The sequence below is a fragment of the Bradyrhizobium oligotrophicum genome (assembly GCF_051168495.1).
GTDB classification, from domain to species: Bacteria; Pseudomonadota; Alphaproteobacteria; order Rhizobiales; family Xanthobacteraceae; genus Bradyrhizobium; species Bradyrhizobium oligotrophicum_A.
This window is the reverse complement of the sequence record NZ_JBNPVB010000014.1, coordinates 68,521-86,190: the sequence shown is the minus strand read 5'-3', so window position 1 is coordinate 86,190 and position 17,670 is coordinate 68,521. Positions and strand designations below refer to the sequence as shown.

Below are 17,670 nucleotides of genomic sequence, written 5' to 3'. Positions count from 1 at the left end.
ATGTAACATCTTCACTTGTCACGAATGTCATTTTGTAAATTTTGTCACGAACCGGCCGAGAGGGGCTCGCATGCCAGGCGAATCCGGAAAGAAGCTGTTCGTCGGCCCGCGCTTCCGGCGCATCCGCCAGCAGCTCGGACTGTCGCAGACTCAGCTCGCCGAAGGCCTCGGCATCTCGCCGAGCTACGTCAACCTGATCGAGCGCAACCAGCGCCCGGTCTCTGCCCAGATCCTGCTGCGGCTGGCGGAGACCTACGACCTCGATCTGCGCGACCTCGCCACCGCCGACGAGGACCGCTTCTTCGCCGAGCTCAACGAGATCTTCTCGGATCCACTGTTCCGCCAGATCGAGCTGCCGAAGCAGGAGCTGCGCGACCTCGCCGAGCTCTGCCCCGGCGTCACCCACGCGCTGCAGCGGCTGTACGCCGCCTACGCCGAGGCCCGCCGCGGCGAGACGCTGGTGGCGGCGCAGATGGCCGATCGCAACGCCGGCGCGCACTTCGAGGCCAATCCGATCGAGCGGGTCCGCGACCTGATCGAGGCCAACCGCAACTACTTCGCCGAGCTCGAACAGCAGGCCGAAGCCTTGCGCGATGCGCTCGACGTGCCGGCCGAAGGGCTGTACGCGGCGCTCGCCGCGCGGCTGCGCGAAAAACATTCGGTGCAGACCCGCGTCATGCCGGTCGACGTCATGCGCGAGACCCTGCGCCGCTACGACCGCCATCGCCGCCAGCTGCTGATCTCCGAGCTCGTCGACGGGCCCGGCCGCACCTTCCAGCTCGCGGTCCAGCTCGGCATGACCGAGTGCCATCCGCAGTTCGAGATCATCATCGGGCGCGCCGGCGCGCTCGACGACACCTCGCGCCGGCTCTATCGCATCACCTTGGCGAGCTATTTCGCCGCAGCGGTGATGATGCCCTACGCACCGTTCCTCGCCGCAGCGGAAGCGCTGAACTATGACATCAACGTGCTGGCGCAGCGCTTCAACACCGGCTTCGAGCAGATCTGCCATCGCCTCACCACGCTGTCGCGACCCAACGCCCGCGGCATTCCGTTCTTCATGCTGCGCGTCGACAATGCCGGCAACGTCTCCAAGCGCTTCTCCTCCGGCACCTTTCCGTTCTCGAAATTCGGCGGCACCTGTCCGCTGTGGAACGTGCACTCGACTTTCGATACGCCCGACCGGCTGTTGAAGCAGATCATCGAGCTGCCCGACGGCTCGCGCTATTTCTCGATCGCGCAGATGGTGCGCCGGCCGGTCGCGCCGCATCCGCTGCCGCAGCCGCGCTTCGCCATCGGCCTCGGCTGCGAGATCCGCCACGCCTCGCGCCTCGTCTATGCCGCCGGCATGGATCTGGAGAAGACCGAGGGCACGCCGATCGGCGTCAACTGCCGGCTCTGTGAGCGCGAAAACTGCGCCCAGCGCGCCGAGCCGCCGATCACGCGGACTTTGATTCTGGACGAGACCACGCGGCGCGTGAGCTCGTTCGCGTTCAGCAATGCGCGGGAGTTGTAGGGCCAACGCTCCCTCCTCCGTCATTCCGAGGCACCCCTCTCTCCACGTCATTGCGAGACGCCCTTGCGCCGAAGCAATCCAGAGTCGCGTGCGGGACTCTGGATTGCTTCGCTTGCGCTCGCAATGACGCGGAGAGACATGGCGTCGCCTCTCGCGGCACGTCTCGCGCCCGAGTTCTGCTGATAGATCGCCCTCTCTCACACAGAGAGCGCAGGGAAGACCGGGAGCTCGCCGCCCCCATGGCCCCCGTGCGGAAAAATGCACGGGGTAGGAACCACAGGTTCGGCTGGGACATCCCGGCCCTCCCTGCGCGATGGCTTTACGGCGTACTCCGTGCTCTCCCCAGGGACCGGCTGTCTTGCCCCTGTCATCCGCGCCATCGTCGGCACTGACTTGACCTCAGCATCGGGAGGCCAGGACCACACGGCTTGACCGTGCGCACCGAGCTGTTCGTCCGCACGATCGCTCGCGCTGCAGCCCGACACGCCCATCGCATCCCGCACCCCACGTTCGTGACGACCGCGATACGCCCCTCAGATCGAGGCGGGACAGGCGAAAAGATGCGAATGATTTGCCCGACGCGCCAAGCGGAATATTTTTCCGGCGCCATCTGGACAGAGCCCATCTCGTTGATTGAGCGGGCACAAATAGACTTCACGCGCATGTCAAAATGCTTTCGACGCGCTGCAGGAGGCCGTGCCTACGACTGATGAGAGAAACTCCATCGGTCATAGACCCGTAGCAGACAGCGCTTGCAATTGGCGAATGCTCCGTTTTCAATGCGGTTTAAGCTCTCGGCGGCAACTATCTCTTCGTTACTGTCTGCAATACGGTGCCGATGACCTCCATCATCACTTTCTGCTGCTCAAGCTTCTGTACGCGGTCTTTCTCTGCCTGCTCCAGTTTGGCGACTTCCGCCTGATAGCATTGGGCTGCACCGAGATGTCCGAGTTCTGATGCCCGTCGACAAAGCTCCATCTTGGTTTCCGACGGGTTGGCGGGCGAGGCCTGTCCGCGGTCGATCATTTCAGCCAAGCTAACCATGGAGTCGACATCGCCTGCCTGCACGCCCGACCGAAACATTGACACGGCCTGCGCAGGGTTATTTTTGTCGGTCAGATGCATCCAGCCCAAATTGTCGTATGAAGCGGGGTACCGTCTTGAAACCAGCTCTTGGAACAGCGCGAATGCACGCGGCCTATCCGAAAACTGCAGCGCACGGGCGAGTTGATATTTGAAGCGTAGTTCGCCAGGGGCCTGCTTTGTTGCAATTTCGCAGGTCTTGACCGCCCCGGACGCCTGCGACTTGAGAACCGCGAACGAAACACCGACACCGGCCTTGTTCTTGTCGTTCGGATTGGCCGCCAGTTCGTCGCACCGCTGGCCGGCCTCTGACGCGCGGGCCGCCTCCACCTCCCTGGACTTGCGCTCCTCTTCCTGCTTCTTAGCAAGCACCTCTCTGGCAGCAGCATCGCGCGCCTCGCGTTCCGCTCGCGACTTTTCGAGTTGCTCCTTTTCTTTACGGATCGCTTCTGCTCGCTCAGCGTTTTGCTTTTCGAACTTCTTGGCTTCGTCACTGCCGAACGGAAGAAGCTTCTCGCCGGTGCGGGGATGGAAGCCAGGACCGTCGAAGAACTCATAGTCGAGGCTGGCGCGAGAAAACCACAGCAGGGGTTTGCCGGTCGATGGATCAAACAACACGGTATCGCGATCGAGCGTCACCCGACTTGGAATGCGCGCGCTATCGTTTCCGGGCGGCTTACGTTCAGGTGAACTGGCCTGCCCATCCCATCCCTTGGGCGCCGGATCGTCAGTTTTTCGAGGCAGACCCGCACGAGTATCCCTCTTCTCTAGACGTTCCTTCTGTAGGAAAAAGAATTCACCCGCGTTATTCCGCACACTGAGAAGATATTGCCGAGGAGACATCCGTGGCTTTAGCCCGGTCATCGACCGATATTCATCGATCGACCGCCCCACATCGAGCATGATCTCACTGACAGAGGCAACACCATCAGGAGCTGGCCTTCGCGTACCACGGGCCGCCTCAAGGAACGCCTTCGTAAATAGACTTTCGCCTTGACTCGCAAAGCTTTCCTCGTCCTCCACGCCTGCCGTCACCAATTGATGCGCGGGTTGAGAGAGACGACTGATGGTTTGATCTCGGACGGTTCCTTTTGCTTGTACGGCCGCGAGACCGCTGAAGCATGCATCGAGAATAAAGAGGCTATGGCGCGATTGGCCGACGTTCTCAGCCCACTGCATGACTCGCGGCATGTCCAACATTTCATCCCAGTCCTCCTTCCCAGCGGGCTTCAGGATGAGATACCCTCGCTTAGAGTTACCCGCGAGCTTTCTAGTTTCTCCATGACCAGAAAAGTACAAAAGAAATCGATCATTTACACCGACTAGCTTCGGAAGCGTCTTTTCCAACAAGGTCTCGATTCTAGCTCGAGATGCGCGCTCATCGGTCAAAGTCACAATGTAGTCGAAGCCAGCTTCATCACGCAGAAAATCGCGCATCCGAAGAGCGTCCGATGCAGGAGCATCGAGCTTAGGCCAGATATCGTAATCTCCCACCCCTATGACGATCGCGTAACTTTTCCCAAACTCGCTGGTCCCGAAGAAGTTCTTATAGATATCGGACCAGGACGGCAGTCCTGCTGGGCGTACATAAGTTTCATCTGTGCCGGCAGAAGACAGATTGCAGGTTAGAGCAATAATAGAAAGCGCAAGCGCTACCCGAAGCATGGGACCACTACCCCTTGCGATGTTGGAGCACCTGATAGATAGCCGACACTACACCTCCGATCATAGAAACGACCGAGGTAACAAGTGATGCGATGCTGATCCAGTCATCACCACCCTTGGCCTGAACTCCAGGTGGTAACCTGGTATCGTAATATACGTAAAATAAAACAACTGCCAGCAGAAGCAGGCCTATTGGGAGAATCGTCCTCATAATTATCTCTATACGCTTCAGTTTCCACGATAAGTACGTCGCATGCCCCTTAGCATGACGGCCTCGATCAAACGCGCCGCGTCAAAATTTCTCTGGCGTATCATTGCACAGAAAATTTGAAAGGGAATAGGAATAAGGACGCAATCTGACATTGCATCATTCAGAAGCAGCGATACACTTATGGGTTGGTCCTTTTAATCGAGAGGCAACCGCGAGAAGCGGATTTGCAGCGACTCGCGCAGGCAGCCAAGGCCTGTGTCCGTTCCAGATGGACGCCGCGTCGCGCAGGCTACGAAGTCCAATCCGCAGATGCTCGGCAGAATACCCCACGTCGGACCGTCGAGATCGAGGCGCTCGCGCAAGACCAACTGCAAGGCCCTGCGTTGAGTGTGGTAGAATCGATGGATGTCAGGCAGCTCGCACGTTGACCACGACGGCTTCACCCCGCCGCTATCGCCATCGTGAAAAACAACGCCGCGCCAAGTGACGCGAGCGTCCGAACGTGATTCCAGAAGCTCCAGTCACGCTGATAATTCGTCCAGAGCGCGACGCCCTCTCGGCTCACCGGGTCGACCGCCGCGAGCGCATCGTTAAGCGGAACGTTGAAGGACATCGTGACGGCGAACATGCCGGCGACGTATACAATGCCGGCGGCGAGAAGCGCAGCCGAGCCCGGCTCGCTCCAGCTGAAGAGCGCGAGCAGCGCCAGCACCGCGGCCGCAAGGGTCGTACCCATGAAGAGCGGGATGAACAGCGACCTCACGATCTCGACATTGATCGCATTCATCGCAGCGATGCCTGCCGCCGGCGAGACGCGCGCCAGCGAGGCCATGACGAAGGTCGAAAAGGCGAAATAGACGCCCGCCATCAGGCCGCAGCCGACGGCGGAGAACCAGAGCAGGCCGGAAACGAGCAGATGGCGCATCGCCTTGCCTCGCAATAATACGAGAAATTATCGTATTTTCAAAAGCGATAATCTCTCGTATTGTGGCCGTCAAGCGTGATCTTGGGGGCAGCATGGCAGGGCGAAAGGCGGGCCGCGGTGAAGTCAATATGCCGGCGACGCAAGGCGAGAGGATTGCGCGGCTGGTTCCGAGCCAGCAGCGGAGCCGTGCGCGCTTCGAGCAAATCCTCGCCTGTGCCATCGAAATCATGGCCGAGAAGGGCAGCGACGCCTTCCGGATGAGCGACATCGTCGAGCGCACCGGGATCGCGTTCGGCTCGCTCTATCAGTATTTTCCCGACAAGACCGCGATCATCGGCACGCTGGCCGAACGCTACAACGCGATCGGGCGGGAGTGCGTCGTCAAGGAGTTGCAGCGCCTGCACACGCCGGACGACCTGCAGGCGGTTCTCGGCCACATCACCGACAGCTACTATCAGTTCTTCATCGACGAACCGGTCGTGCGCGACATCTGGCATGCGACCCAGGCGGATCGCGCGCTCCAGGCGCTCGACGAGGACGACTTCGCCGTTCTGACGGCCTTGCTCACGCATGCCCTGCGGGCACTGGCGCCGCATCTGTCCGAGAAGGTGCTGGGCGAATTCTGCCGGCTCAACCTGGTGCTGATCGCGGCCGCCGTTCGTCACGCCGTGACGCTGACGCCGAAGGAGGCCCGCCGGGTCCTCGCCCGCTTCAAGCGGCTCCTGCCCGGGACCATCGAACCTTGACGATATCAGCGCCGCTTCCGGGTTCGAGACGCCGCGGCAAAGCGCGCAGGCCCATCGTGCTCATCCGGCTGCAATCGTGAGAACCTGAAATTGCAATGCGTCGCACCGCCGGCCAGCGTCTGTGTCCTTTCGAGATGGATACCTCGCGTCGCATAGGCGTCGAAGTCGAGCCCGCAGATGTTCGGCAGGATCTCTCGATCGCCGTGGCGGGCCGCGAATTTGCAGAAGCCGCAGGCCTTGTAGTCGATGCCGAAGTCGAAATGGTCACCTGGGCTAGGCTCCACGAAATCATAGACGAAGTCCTCCGGAAACTCCTTCTGGTGGGTTTCCGTCGCACTTGTTGCGGCCTGCTCCCGCAAGAGCTGCTGGTTCTCCACCGACATGAAGTGGCGTCCCGAGTCGAGTCGCTCTTCCTCGGGCACCGTAAGCAATTGCGCCTTGTAGGTTTCCCGCTCGATGTCGCCGATGATGGACGGCGGCACACCATGGCGATGGAGCACGCGGCTGATGGCCATGAAGCCCGTCAGGCGCATGAAGAACTCGGTCATGCGGCTCGCCGCGCCGCCGACATACGGCATCTGGGTGAGCACGATCTCGAATTCGTCCAGCATCTCCCGCCGGATGGCAGCGATGTCGGCGAGATGCGTTCGCGCGCACACCATCGGCTCGGCAAGGTCGAGGCGCTGGCGCATGGCCGCGTCCAGTGCATCACGATGCGCCGCGTAGAAGGGATGGATGGTCACGGCCATTGGCAGGCTCTCTCAAAGTCACCCTCGCGAGATCGGGTCTGCAGGGGGCACGGGATGGATCTGACGAGCCGAGCGTAGCCGGGGCCGCCAGCGCCGCGCAAAGCAGATCTCCTTTGGCCAAGCGATAGAAAATCTATTGCAAGGCCGGCGCCGATCGGTGTCAAACTACGACGCGATGACCTACACGCTTCCGCCCCTCAACGCGCTGCGCGCCTTCGAAGCGGCCGCGCGACATCTCAGCTTCAAGCTGGCCGCGCATGAGCTGCACGTGACGCCCGCGGCGGTGGGGCAACAGGTCAAGGCGCTGGAGGAGCGCCTCGGCGTCCGGCTGTTCGAGCGGCTGCACAAGCAGCTCATCCTCACCCCGGCCGGTCAGGCCTATCTCCCCGGAGTGTCCGACGGCTTTCGCCGCATTGCGGACGCAACCTCGGAATTGAAGCCGCAAGGGGCCGTCCTGCTGCAGGTGGGAGTTTCCGGCAGCTTCGACCTGCGCCGCCTCGACCTGGCGCAGTTTCGTTCCGCACATACGGACATCGGCTTGCGCGTGCTGCATCCCGCCGGTCTGCACGAATTGGTCGAAGGCAAGATCGACCTGCTGATCGCCCGCGGTGTTGGTCATCATCCGGGCTATCGCTGCGACCGGATTCATGGAGACACCGGGTTGGGCGACTGGCTGATGGCGCCGGAAGGGACTGCAGATTGTCCCGAGGTGGTCGTCTTCCGGGAATGGCTACGCGCACGATCGGCCGAGGCCCCGCTCGCCAACCACCGCCTTCAGCATGCGGGCTGAAGCGCCCGAGGGAGAGATCGCATCGGGCAAGAGCCGCGCATGCGAGCCCCTGGGATCAGTCCCGGCGGTTCACTCCGCGCGCGGGCACGGTACGCGATGAATTCCTTCATGACCGGCAGAAAGAAAACTCTGCTGAGCCGGCCCAGCGGCTCCTCCGGTTCAAGATAGAAGGACTTTCCAACGACGTCCTGATTGTATTCGTCAAGGACGATCCAGAGCCGCAAGGCGATGTCGAGTCCGGCCCGTCGTTTCTCAGTCGCTGGAATTTCCACCGCGAAGCGCCCGGCATGCGGGGGCTGGCTGGTGATGGGAAACAGGAGCAGCACGTCGTTGCCCTTCGGTCTGGCAAGTCTCACGCCGACGGCGACGGGACGAGGCTTGCGCCCCTCGGTCTCACCTCGATCGGATTCGCGCGCCCACAGCTAGGGAAAGCGGATCACGCAGCCGGTGCGAAGCAGTTCGAAGCTCACCGATCCTCATGCTCCTCCTCGTATGCGGCAACGGCCTGCTGGACCTCATCGAACAATTCGTCCGGCATGGTCTCGATACGGCCGACACTGCGTGTCTCCGCCCTGGCGACGAGCTCGCGATAGTCTTCAATGCTGAGAATGACGAGCCGCGGCTTGTTGCGTTGGGTGATGGTCACAGGTCTGCGCAGGGCCTCCGCAATGATGTCCCCTGATTTTCGCGACAGGTCGCTGGTCGAGAATTCCGTCATGGCACACCTCCATCAATGATGGAAAATACATCAATGCTGTATCTACTGCAATCCCCGAGGAAGGCCCGGCGAGCAGTTCTAGGCTCCTGTTATGATCATGGATCACTGCGTTCGTCGGGATGACCGCGCGGCGGTCGCACAGAAGCTCTCGGGCCTCCAACGTCTGCCCGTGCCCGCAACCGGGCGTCTCAAAGTTCGGGTCAGCGATCTCGAAGCCGAACCTGCCGATTGACCACGAGCATCACGCCCAACGGTGCCGAGACCTGAATCTCCTGGCGCTGGCAGAGATCGAACCACTTCGGTCCGAAGCTCCACGCCGCGATTGCGATGGCCCTGCGGGCCGTGAGCGTCATGCTGAGCGGTCGTGGCTGTCCGAGAACCGCACTTGACGACCATCCGGCAGTACTTTCCCTCGCGCCGGAATCTTTGGCGAACTGCACTTCCAGTCCGACTTCACCCATCGAGTCCTGCGCGGGCAGCCACATCGAATGGACGGTGACGGCATTCTGCTGCGACGCTACGAGCATTCCCACTGGCTGCCGTCACTCAGACGCCGTTCATGGCGTCACTCGCATGCTCTCCGCCGCATATCAAATGAAATGGAACCCGATGCCGCCAAAACGGTTGCTCCGGCGTTCCATGCAAACAAAGCGAGTACAAGTTGAACCGTCGTCAGTTCATTCAATCTGCGGCTGCGTTACCGGTCGCAGCGTCGATGGTGCGGAGCGCGGCCGCGGCGCCCGCGACACAGCCGTTCAATGCAGCCCAAGTGCGCGATCTCGCGCGCAATCTGGCCGCCAAGCCGTATGCGGCGCCGGACAGCCAGTTGCCGGACGCGCTGGCCAAGCTCGACTACGACGCCTATCGCGCGATCCGGTTCCTGCCGGACCATGCGTTGTGGCGCGGCGAAAACCTGCCGTTCCAGGCGCAGTTCTTCCATCGCGGCTCGATCTACAAGGACCGCGTCGACATCTACGAGGTGTCCGACGGACAGGCCAAGCCCGTGGCCTATCGTCCCGAGGACTTCTCGTTTGGTCCGCAAGTCCAGGCCCAGCCGGCGGCCGATCTCGGCTTTGCGGGTTTTCGGATCCACGCGCCGATCAACCGGCCCGACTACTATGACGAGGTCTGCGTTTTCCTCGGCGCAAGCTACTTCCGCGCCGTCGCCAAGGGCGAGATCTACGGCCTGTCGGCACGCGGGCTGTCGATCGACACCGGGGAAACGAAGGGCGAGGAGTTTCCCGTCTTCAAGGCGTTCTGGCTGGAGAAGCCGACGCCCGGCGCCTCGGCGATGGTGGTGCATGCGCTGCTCGACAGCAAGAGCGCCACGGGCTCCTACCGCTTCACGATCCGTCCCGGCGAGACCACCGTGTTCGACGTCGAGGCCTCGCTGTATCCGCGCGTCGAGATCGCCCATGCCGGGCTGGCGCCGATGACCAGCATGTTCTTCTTCGGGCCGAACGATCGCAAGGATGTCGACGACTTCCGGCCTGCGGTCCACGATTCCGGCGGGCTTGCGATGTTCAACGGCAAGGGCGAGCAGCTCTGGCGTCCCCTGAGCAATCCGCGCGACCTGCAGGTCAGCGTGTTCAACGACCTCAACCCGCACGGCTTCGGCCTGATGCAGCGGGAGCGGACCTTCGCCGCCTACCAGGATCTGGAGTCGCATTTCGAACGGCGGCCGAGCCTGTGGATCGAGCCGATCGGCGATTGGGGCGAAGGCGCCGTGGTGCTGTTCGAGATCCCGACCAACCAGGAGATCCACGACAACATCGCCGCCTTCTGGCGGCCGAAGACGCCGCTCGCGGCCAAGGGCGAGCACAACATGACCTATCGCCTGCATTGGGGCCCCGACGTGCCGAAGCCGAATACGCTGGCGCGCTTCACCCGCACTGGCGTTGCCGCCCGCGGCGAGGGCCGGCTGTTCGTGCTCGAGCTCGAAGGCGACGTCTTGAAGGGCCTCGATCCGAACGCCGTGAAGGGTGTGGTCAGCGCGGCGAAATCCGACGTGACGAACATCGTCACGCAGCCGAACCCGGAAACGCAGGGATGGCGGCTGAGCTTCCAATGCGCGGTCGGTGACGCTCCCCTTGAGCTCAGGGCCGAGCTGGTCGCGAACGACAAGATCGTGTCGGAGACCTGGGTCTATCGATGGACGCCATGACCGCAACGCAGCCGCGCCCGACCTATGACGCCGCCGGTGCGAGCTTTCTGCCGGCCGAGGCGCCGCTCGCAATGGTGCCGTCGCCGCTCCATCATGCCGCGCCCGACAGGCTTGCGATCACGAGCGGCGGCCGCATCGCAGTCAGGCGCGCGCTCATTTTCGCCGGCACCGCGGCGCTGACGCTGGCGGGCTGCACCAAGATGTACGAAGTGGTCGAGGTCGGCGGCGTGACCGTGCTGGAAGGCATGGTGCTGGTGCTGTTCTCGGTCCTGCTGGCATGGATCGCCTTCGCCTTCGTCTGTGCGCTGGCCGGCTTCGGCGCCCTGCTCGGACGGCGGCGCGATACGATCGCGATCGACATCGAGGGCCCCCTGCCTTCCTTGTCCAGCCGCACGGCCATGCTGCTGCCGACCTACAATGAGGATCCGGACGCGGTGATGGTGCGGCTGCGGGCCATGATCGAGTCCGTGGCCGAGACGGGGCAGGCCGAGCGTTTCGACTGGTTTCTGCTCAGCGACACCACCGATCCCGACGTGTGGATCGGCGAGGAGGCTGCGTTTCTCGCGCTGCGCCAATCCTGCGGCAGCGCCCGTGTCTACTACCGGCACCGCGCCGACAATGTCGCCCGCAAGTCCGGCAACATCGCCGACTGGGTGCAGCGCTTCGGCGCGGCCTACGACCATATGATCATTCTCGATGCCGACAGCCTGATGAGCGGCGCGACCGTGGTGCGGCTGGCCCATGCGATGGATCACGCGCCGCAGGCGGCGCTGATCCAGACGCTGCCCGTGATCGTCAACGGCACCAGCCTGTTCGCGCGGCTGCAGCAGTTCGCGAGCCGGCTCTACGGCCCGATGATCGCGGCCGGCAATGCCTGGTGGTACGGCGCCGAAGGCAACTACTGGGGCCACAATGCGATCATCCGGGTCGCGGCCTTCGCGCAGGACGCGGCGCTGCCCGAACTCCCCGGGCGCAAGCCGTTCGGCGGACATATCCTCAGCCACGACTTCATCGAGGCCGCGTTGATGCGCCGCGCCGGCTGGGGGATCTACATGACGGTCGATCTCGACGGCAGCTTCGAGGAGGTGCCGCCGTCGCTGATCGATCATGCCGCGCGCGACCGCCGCTGGTGCCAGGGCAATCTGCAGCATCTCGCCGTGCTGCCGGCGCGCGGCCTGCACTGGGTGTCGCGGCTGCATCTCCTGATCGGCATCGGCGCCTATGTCACCGCGCCGTTGTGGTTCGCCTTCCTCGTGCTCGGCATCCTGATTTCGCTGCAGGCCAACTTCGTCCGGCCCGAATACTTCCCGAAGGGCTTCGCGCTGTTTCCGACTTGGCCGGCGCAGGACCCGGTGCTCGCCGCGCAGGTCTTTGCCGCGACGCTCGGCCTGCTGATGGTGCCGAAACTGCTCGCCTGCCTGGTCACGCTGTTCACGCGCACCCGGCGCCGCGGCTTCGGCGGCGGATTGCGCCTCTGCGTCGCCGTGCTGGCGGAGACGCTGCTCGCGGCGCTGATCGCGCCGTCGATGATGGTCTTCCAGTCGGTCGCGGTGATCGAGATCCTGCTCGGCCGTGATGCCGGCTGGCAGGTGCAGCGCCGCAGCGACGGCGGCGTGAGCCGGCAGGAAGTCTACCGCAAGTTCGCGCTACCGACATTGTGCGGCCTGATCATGGCAGCGAGCGCCTATGCGGTCTCCGTCCCGCTGCTCGCCTGGATGTCTCCGGTCATCGCAGGCCTCGTGCTGTCGATCCCGATCGGCCTGCTCACGGGCGGCCGCAGGACCGGCGCGCGCCTGTTCACCACGCCGGAGGACCGGATGCCGCCGCCGGTGCTGATCCGGGCGAGGGAGCTGGCGACTGCGACCCCGCCCCGCCGCGAAGCGGCGCTGGCCGAGCTGCAGCGCAACGCCGAGCTGCGCCGCCAGCACGTCGATGCCCTGCCCGCGCCGCAGCGCCGCGATCCCGGCGACATCAACGTCGAGCTCGCCACGGCAAAAGCGAGGATCGCGGACGCGACCAGCTTCGCGCAGGCGATTCGCTTCCTCTCCCGGCGCGAGACGCTCGCGGTGCTGAACGACCGCGCGACGCTCGAACGCCTCGTGGCCATGCCGGCCGGGCAGGCTTGAGCCGCTGCCTATTTGGTCAGATGCGCCGAGGCGATGGCCTGTTGAAACCAGCCTCGCCGCATCCGCCGCGCATCCGTGCGGCCGGCCCCTCCTCCAGCACCCCGATTGCAAAGCGAAACGGCCGATAGCATAGTCCGCGCGCTTTGCGGCGCCGGGGCGCGCTGATTCTCTGGGGGATTTGGGGACGACGATGGCGGATGCCGATCTTGATGCCGTGATCCGGCAATTGGCCAAGCAGCAGAACAAGACCATCCTGGCGGCGGCGAAGAAGCGGCGCGACCGCTTCAGCGGCATGGCCGTGAAGGCCAAGGACAAGGATGTCAAGGAACGTTACAAAATGCTCGCCCGCGAGGCCGTCGAGCAGGCCAATGCCGCGGCGCGCCGGCTGCTGATCTCCGCCGACAACGTCGCCGACAGCTACGCTCGCGCGATGCGGCAGGCGGCGGTCGCGGAGTTGCCGAAGGCGCCGGAGAAGAAGGCCGCCGCGGCGCCGGCCAAGCCGCCCGGCGGCAAGGCGACGAAGAAGTCCCCCGCCAAGCCTGCGAAGAAGGCGCGGAAGGCGAAGGCCTGAGCCGGGCCGAAGTCGTGGGACTGGACGCAGACCGGCCCCAGAGGACCGCGCCGATCAACGCCGCGGCAGCACGGGCGCGCTACGGCTTCAGCACCACCGTGAACCGGTTGAAGCCGGCGATCTTCGGAAACGCCTCCGCGGCCTCCGGCGACGCCAGCGCGACGACGGCCGCGCTCACCTCGCCATTGCTCAGCCGGGTGATCGCGGTGGCCTGGCCTTCCAGCAGCAGCACCTCCGACGCACCGGCTGCATTCATGGCCGTAGTGATCTTCGCATTGGACTTGGCATAACGTTCGTCGATCGCGATCACCTTGCCGCTGAGATCCGCGAGCCCGCGCACGGTGGGGCGCGCCAGCAGCACCGCGACGAGACGGCTGTCGGCAGGCCCTTCGGGAACACGCAGCGCGGTCATCCGCTCGGCCAGTTCGGCCGCCACCGTCACCGCTGCGATCGTGACATCCTTCTGCACCGTGCCCGGATTCGGCGGAGGCTCCTTCGCGGCGACGGGAGGCTTGCTCTGGGGGGCGGATGCGGCGGCGGCCGGCGGCGCCTGGTCGCGCGCCGGCTTGTCGCGCGGCCTATCGATCGGCTTTTCAGCCGGCTTGGCGACGCCTTGCGCGGCCGCGCGCCGCTTGGCGGCGCGGGCGTGCTTGCGCTGCAGGGCAGCGCGGCGCGCGGTGGCTACAGATTTGCGATGCGCCTTGGCCCGCTCCGACGACGGCGCCGGCTGACCGGCGGTCGGACTCTCGGTGCAGGCGCCGCCGCTCAGATCCACACAAGGGGACGCAAGCGCCGGCGTAGCCGGATGGCTGCAGCCCGCAAGCGCAAGGGCTGATATGACGGCCAACGCGCCGAAACAAAGCGCTCTCACTTTTCCGCTCCTGACGACTATCTGCGCGGGGCACGCGCGTCCTCGTTGGCCTCCCATTTCTACGATGAGGCGTTAAACTCAGGCTTAAGTGCCGGTCTCGGCACCCTTTCTCAGCGCGGCGTGGTTAATGTCGCGCGCATGATGCGGCCGATCCTGCTGGCGCCACCGCAGGGGTTGCGCTCCGCCCGCGAGCGACGAGGCAAGACGTGCGCGACGCGGCCCCGGGAGGCCACGAATTTCCGTTGATCGGATCGGCGCCCGCCGCCATGTTGGCCGGCATGCCCGTCACGACGGCCGCCTTCTCCCCGCCGCCGGGCGGAACGAACCGCCGCCGCCGATGTTTTTCGAACTTGCGAAGGACGCTCCATGGCCAAGACAGACCCCGCCGCCGGCAAGCCGATCGCCAATGCCGCGCTCGCCAACATTCCGCGGCTGATCACGGCCTATTATGCGCTGAAGCCCGATCCACATGAGCCGACCCAACGGGTCGCATTCGGCACCTCGGGCCATCGCGGCTCGTCGCTCAAGACCGGCTTCAACGAGAACCACATTCTCGCCACCACCCAGGCGCTCTGCGACTACCGCCGGCAGCAGGGCCTCGATGGTCCGCTGTTCGTCGGCATCGACACCCATGCGCTCGCAGAGCCCGCGCTCGCCAGCGCGCTGGAGGTGTTCGGCGCCAACGGCGTCGAGGTGATGATCGACAAGGACGACGGCTATACGCCGACGCCGGTGATCTCCCACGCCATCATCTCCTACAACAAGGGCCGCACGGACCAGCTCGCCGACGGCGTCGTCATCACGCCGTCGCACAATCCGCCCGAGGACGGCGGCTACAAATACAATCCGCCGCATGGCGGTCCCGCCGACACCGATGCCACCGGCGAGATCGAGCGCCAGGCCAACGTCTATCTCGCCAACGACCTCGACGGCGTGTCGCGCATCAGCTACCGGCAGGCGCGCCAGCGCGGCTCGGTGCACGCCTACGACTACATCACGCCCTATGTCGCCGATCTCGCCAACACCGTCGATCTCGACGCCATCAAATCCGCCGGCATCAAGATCGGCATCGACCCGCTCGGCGGCGCCGCCATCGCCTATTGGGCGCCGCTGATCGAGCGCTACGGCCTCAATGCGACGATCGTCAACGATCTGGTCGATCCGACCTTCCGTTTCATGACTGCCGACTGGGACGGCAAGATCCGCATGGACTGCTCCTCGCCCTACGCGATGGCGAGCCTGATCGGCATGCGCGAGCGCTTCGACATCGCCTTCGCCAACGACACCGACGCCGACCGCCACGGCATCGTGACGCGCACCGGCGGACTGATGAATCCGAACCATTATCTGGCGACCGCGATCTCCTATCTGTTCGCGCACCGGCCCGACTGGCGTAGCGACGCCGCGATCGGCAAGACCATCGTGTCGAGCTCGATGATCGACCGCGTCGCGGCCAAGATCGGCCGCCGGGTGGTCGAGACCCCCGTGGGCTTCAAATGGTTCGTCGAGGGCCTGAGCTCCGGCGGCTTCGGCTTCGCCGGCGAGGAGAGCGCGGGCGCCTCGTTCCTCAAGCGCGACGGCACGGTGTGGACCACCGACAAGGACGGCCTGATCCTCGGCCTGCTCGCCGCCGAAATCATGGCCAAGCGCGGCCGCGATCCGAGCGAGCTCTACAAGGAGCTGACGTCCGAGCTCGGCGCGCCGGTCTATGAGCGCATCGACGTGCCGGCGAGCCCGCCGCAGAAGGCCGCGCTGAAGGCGCTGACGCCGGAGACGCTGAACCTCAAGGAACTGGCCGGCGATCCGGTGCGTGCCGTGCATACCAAGGCGCCGGGTAACGGGCAGTCGTTCGGCGGCATCAAGGTCGAGACCGAGTACGGCTGGTTCGCCGCGCGCCCGTCCGGCACCGAGGACGTCAACAAGCTCTACGCCGAGAGCTTCCGCGACGCGGAGCATCTCAAGCGCATCCAGAGCGAAGCGCAGGCGGCGCTGGCCAAGGTGGCGTGAGGAGCGAATGGCGAATAGGGAGTAGCGAATAGCGATAGCTCTATTCCCTACTCGCTATCCGCCCCCACAGCCCCTTCCCTCCCGCCCCCCGTATCGGATATCGATGGTCCGACAAGGGATTGGACAGCCATCGGTGAGACCGGATGCGAAGTTCTTCGACTGCTCTGCGCGTAACCTTCAGCGCGCTCGCAACCTCGTTCATGCTGGTTGTCAGCGCGTCGGCGCAAATGGCGCCGGAGCCGGCCGCGCCGCGTCCGAAGCCTTCGCCCTCCGCGCGCGCAGCCACCTGCCATAACGGCCAGAACTTCGACCGTTTTCTCGCCGAGTTGAAGCAGCGCGCCATCGCCGAAGGCGTGTCGCAGCGCGCGGTCGCGTCCGCCTCGCCGTACCTCACCTACGACCAGGGCATCGTCAACCGCGACCGCGGCCAGCGCGTGTTCGGCCAGCTGTTCACCGCCTTCGCCGGCCGAATGGCGGCGCCTTACCGGATGCAGAACGGCCAGCAGCACATCAAGATGCATGCGGCAGCCTTCGCCCGGGCCGAGAAGGAGTATGGCGTGCCGCCGGCGGTGATCGCCGCGTTCTGGGGTCTGGAGAGCGATTTCGGCGCCAACATGGGCAATTTGCCGGTGCTGCCGTCGCAGGTGTCGCTGGCCTATGACTGCCGCCGCAGCGAGCGCTTCCAGAACGAGACCATCGCCGCCCTGAAGGTCATCGACCGCGGCGACCTCACGCCGGACGAGATGATCGGCTCCTGGGCCGGCGAACTCGGCCAGACCCAGTTTCTGCCGACGCATTACGTCACCTATGCCGTCGACTATGACGGCGACGGACGCCGCGACCTGCTGCGCAGTGCGGCCGACGTGATCGGCTCCACGGCGAACTACATCGCCACCGGGCTGAAATGGCGCCGCGGCGAGCCGTGGCTGGAGGAGATCCGGGTGCCGCAGACCTTTCCCTGGGAGCAGGCCGATCTCACCGTCAAGGCGCCGCGCAGCAAATGGGCGGAGCTCGGCGTCAGCTATGCCGATGGACGCCCGCTGCCGAACGATGCGCTCGAAGCCTCAGTCTTGTTGCCGATGGGCCGCAACGGCCCGGCCTTCCTGGCCTACGCCAATTTCGCTGCCTATACCGAATGGAATAACTCGCTGATCTATTCGACCACCGCCGGCTATCTCGCCACCCGCATCGCCGGCGCAGCGCCGATGCGCAAGCCCACGGCTCCGGTCGCGCAGCTGCCGTTCAACGAGATCAAGGAGCTGCAGCAGTTGCTGGTGAAGGCCGGTTTCGATGTCGGCAAGATCGACGGCGTGCTGGGACAGCAGAGCCGGATCGCGGTGAAGACCATGCAGCAGCGGCTGGGGCTGCCGGCCGATTCCTGGCCGACTGCGGAGCTGCTGGCCCGCATGCGTGGCAACGCGCCGCGGGCGGCCGCGCCGGCCCCGGCGACGGCAGCGCGCTAGGTCAGACGACTTCGACCGCGACGCATCCACTCGAGTGGACGCAGGCCACCGAACAAGCCAGGGTC

The 17,670-nt window shown here is 64.6% G+C and carries 15 protein-coding genes; 8 read left to right on the top strand and 7 right to left on the bottom strand.

What is annotated here, in order from left to right; all coding sequences use genetic code 11:
* Positions 1-70: 70 nt before the first annotated feature.
* Positions 71-1,516, top strand: coding sequence for a helix-turn-helix domain-containing protein (locus tag ACQR1B_RS24500; protein WP_434836394.1), 1,446 nt, complete (start codon positions 71-73; stop codon positions 1,514-1,516).
* An 804-nt stretch (positions 1,517-2,320) separates the two neighbouring features.
* On the opposite strand, the gene ACQR1B_RS24495 is transcribed toward ACQR1B_RS24500, so the two are convergent.
* Together ACQR1B_RS24495 and ACQR1B_RS24490 are read right to left on the bottom strand one after the other, a co-directional pair.
* Positions 2,321-4,264, bottom strand: coding sequence for a caspase family protein (locus tag ACQR1B_RS24495; RefSeq protein WP_434836395.1), 1,944 nt, complete (start codon positions 4,262-4,264; stop codon positions 2,321-2,323).
* 650 nt (positions 4,265-4,914) lie between these two features.
* The gene (locus tag ACQR1B_RS24490) at positions 4,915-5,400 is read right to left on the bottom strand and encodes a DUF1772 domain-containing protein (RefSeq protein ID WP_434836396.1); all 486 of its coding nucleotides are present in this window, start codon (positions 5,398-5,400) and stop codon (positions 4,915-4,917) included.
* A 128-nt stretch (positions 5,401-5,528) separates the two neighbouring features.
* Between ACQR1B_RS24490 and ACQR1B_RS24485 the strand changes: the two genes are divergently transcribed.
* Positions 5,529-6,146 (top strand): TetR family transcriptional regulator, encoded by a 618-nt coding sequence (locus tag ACQR1B_RS24485; RefSeq protein WP_434836397.1) that lies wholly within the window; start codon positions 5,529-5,531, stop codon positions 6,144-6,146.
* A 5-nt stretch (positions 6,147-6,151) separates the two neighbouring features.
* On the opposite strand, the gene ACQR1B_RS24480 is transcribed toward ACQR1B_RS24485, so the two are convergent.
* Positions 6,152-6,895 (bottom strand): L-2-amino-thiazoline-4-carboxylic acid hydrolase, encoded by a 744-nt coding sequence (locus tag ACQR1B_RS24480; RefSeq protein WP_434836398.1) that lies wholly within the window; start codon positions 6,893-6,895, stop codon positions 6,152-6,154.
* A gap of 175 nt (positions 6,896-7,070) precedes the next feature.
* Between ACQR1B_RS24480 and ACQR1B_RS24475 the strand changes: the two genes are divergently transcribed.
* Positions 7,071-7,685 carry a LysR family transcriptional regulator gene (locus ACQR1B_RS24475; protein ID WP_434836465.1) on the top strand — a complete coding sequence of 205 codons (615 nt, stop codon included), beginning with the start codon at positions 7,071-7,073 and terminating at the stop codon, positions 7,683-7,685.
* On the opposite strand, the gene ACQR1B_RS24470 is transcribed toward ACQR1B_RS24475, so the two are convergent.
* From ACQR1B_RS24470 to ACQR1B_RS24460, 3 genes are all read right to left on the bottom strand, one after another.
* Entirely contained in the window at positions 7,670-8,011 is a 342-nt protein-coding gene (locus ACQR1B_RS24470; RefSeq protein WP_434836399.1) for a hypothetical protein, read from the bottom strand. The two genes, ACQR1B_RS24475 and ACQR1B_RS24470, sit on opposite strands and share 16 nt — an antisense overlap.
* 140 nt (positions 8,012-8,151) lie before the next feature.
* The gene (locus ACQR1B_RS24465) at positions 8,152-8,403 is read right to left on the bottom strand and encodes a type II toxin-antitoxin system prevent-host-death family antitoxin (protein WP_434836400.1); all 252 of its coding nucleotides are present in this window, start codon (positions 8,401-8,403) and stop codon (positions 8,152-8,154) included.
* A 200-nt stretch (positions 8,404-8,603) separates the two neighbouring features.
* The gene (locus tag ACQR1B_RS24460; protein ID WP_434836401.1) at positions 8,604-8,930 is read right to left on the bottom strand and encodes a hypothetical protein; all 327 of its coding nucleotides are present in this window, start codon (positions 8,928-8,930) and stop codon (positions 8,604-8,606) included.
* A gap of 188 nt (positions 8,931-9,118) precedes the next feature.
* On the opposite strand from ACQR1B_RS24460, the gene ACQR1B_RS24455 reads away from it, so the two are divergent.
* The 3 genes from ACQR1B_RS24455 (at position 9,119) to ACQR1B_RS24445 (ending at position 13,264) form a co-directional block, all read left to right on the top strand.
* Complete coding sequence (locus ACQR1B_RS24455; RefSeq protein WP_434836402.1) at positions 9,119-10,567, top strand: glucan biosynthesis protein G; 1,449 nt, start codon at positions 9,119-9,121, stop codon at positions 10,565-10,567.
* A complete protein-coding gene (mdoH, locus tag ACQR1B_RS24450) occupies positions 10,555-12,693 on the top strand; it encodes a glucans biosynthesis glucosyltransferase MdoH (RefSeq protein WP_434836403.1) in 2,139 nt (712 codons plus the stop codon). The genes ACQR1B_RS24455 and mdoH overlap by 13 nt, the downstream gene beginning before the upstream one ends.
* A 190-nt stretch (positions 12,694-12,883) precedes the next feature.
* Complete coding sequence (locus ACQR1B_RS24445) at positions 12,884-13,264, top strand: hypothetical protein (RefSeq protein ID WP_434836404.1); 381 nt, start codon at positions 12,884-12,886, stop codon at positions 13,262-13,264.
* Between the two features lie 79 nt (positions 13,265-13,343).
* Here ACQR1B_RS24445 and ACQR1B_RS24440 read toward each other — a convergent pair whose 3' ends face one another.
* The gene (locus ACQR1B_RS24440; protein WP_434836405.1) at positions 13,344-14,039 is read right to left on the bottom strand and encodes a hypothetical protein; all 696 of its coding nucleotides are present in this window, start codon (positions 14,037-14,039) and stop codon (positions 13,344-13,346) included.
* A 462-nt stretch (positions 14,040-14,501) separates the two neighbouring features.
* Between ACQR1B_RS24440 and pgm the strand changes: the two genes are divergently transcribed.
* On the top strand, positions 14,502-16,142 hold the full coding sequence (gene pgm, locus ACQR1B_RS24435) for a phosphoglucomutase (alpha-D-glucose-1,6-bisphosphate-dependent) (protein ID WP_434836406.1): 1,641 nt from the start codon (positions 14,502-14,504) through the stop codon (positions 16,140-16,142).
* Positions 16,143-16,369: 227 nt separating this feature from the next.
* Positions 16,370-17,605: a lytic murein transglycosylase gene (locus tag ACQR1B_RS24430; RefSeq protein ID WP_434836466.1), complete on the top strand. Its 1,236-nt coding sequence runs from the start codon at positions 16,370-16,372 to the stop codon at positions 17,603-17,605.
* Positions 17,606-17,670 lie beyond the last annotated feature (65 nt).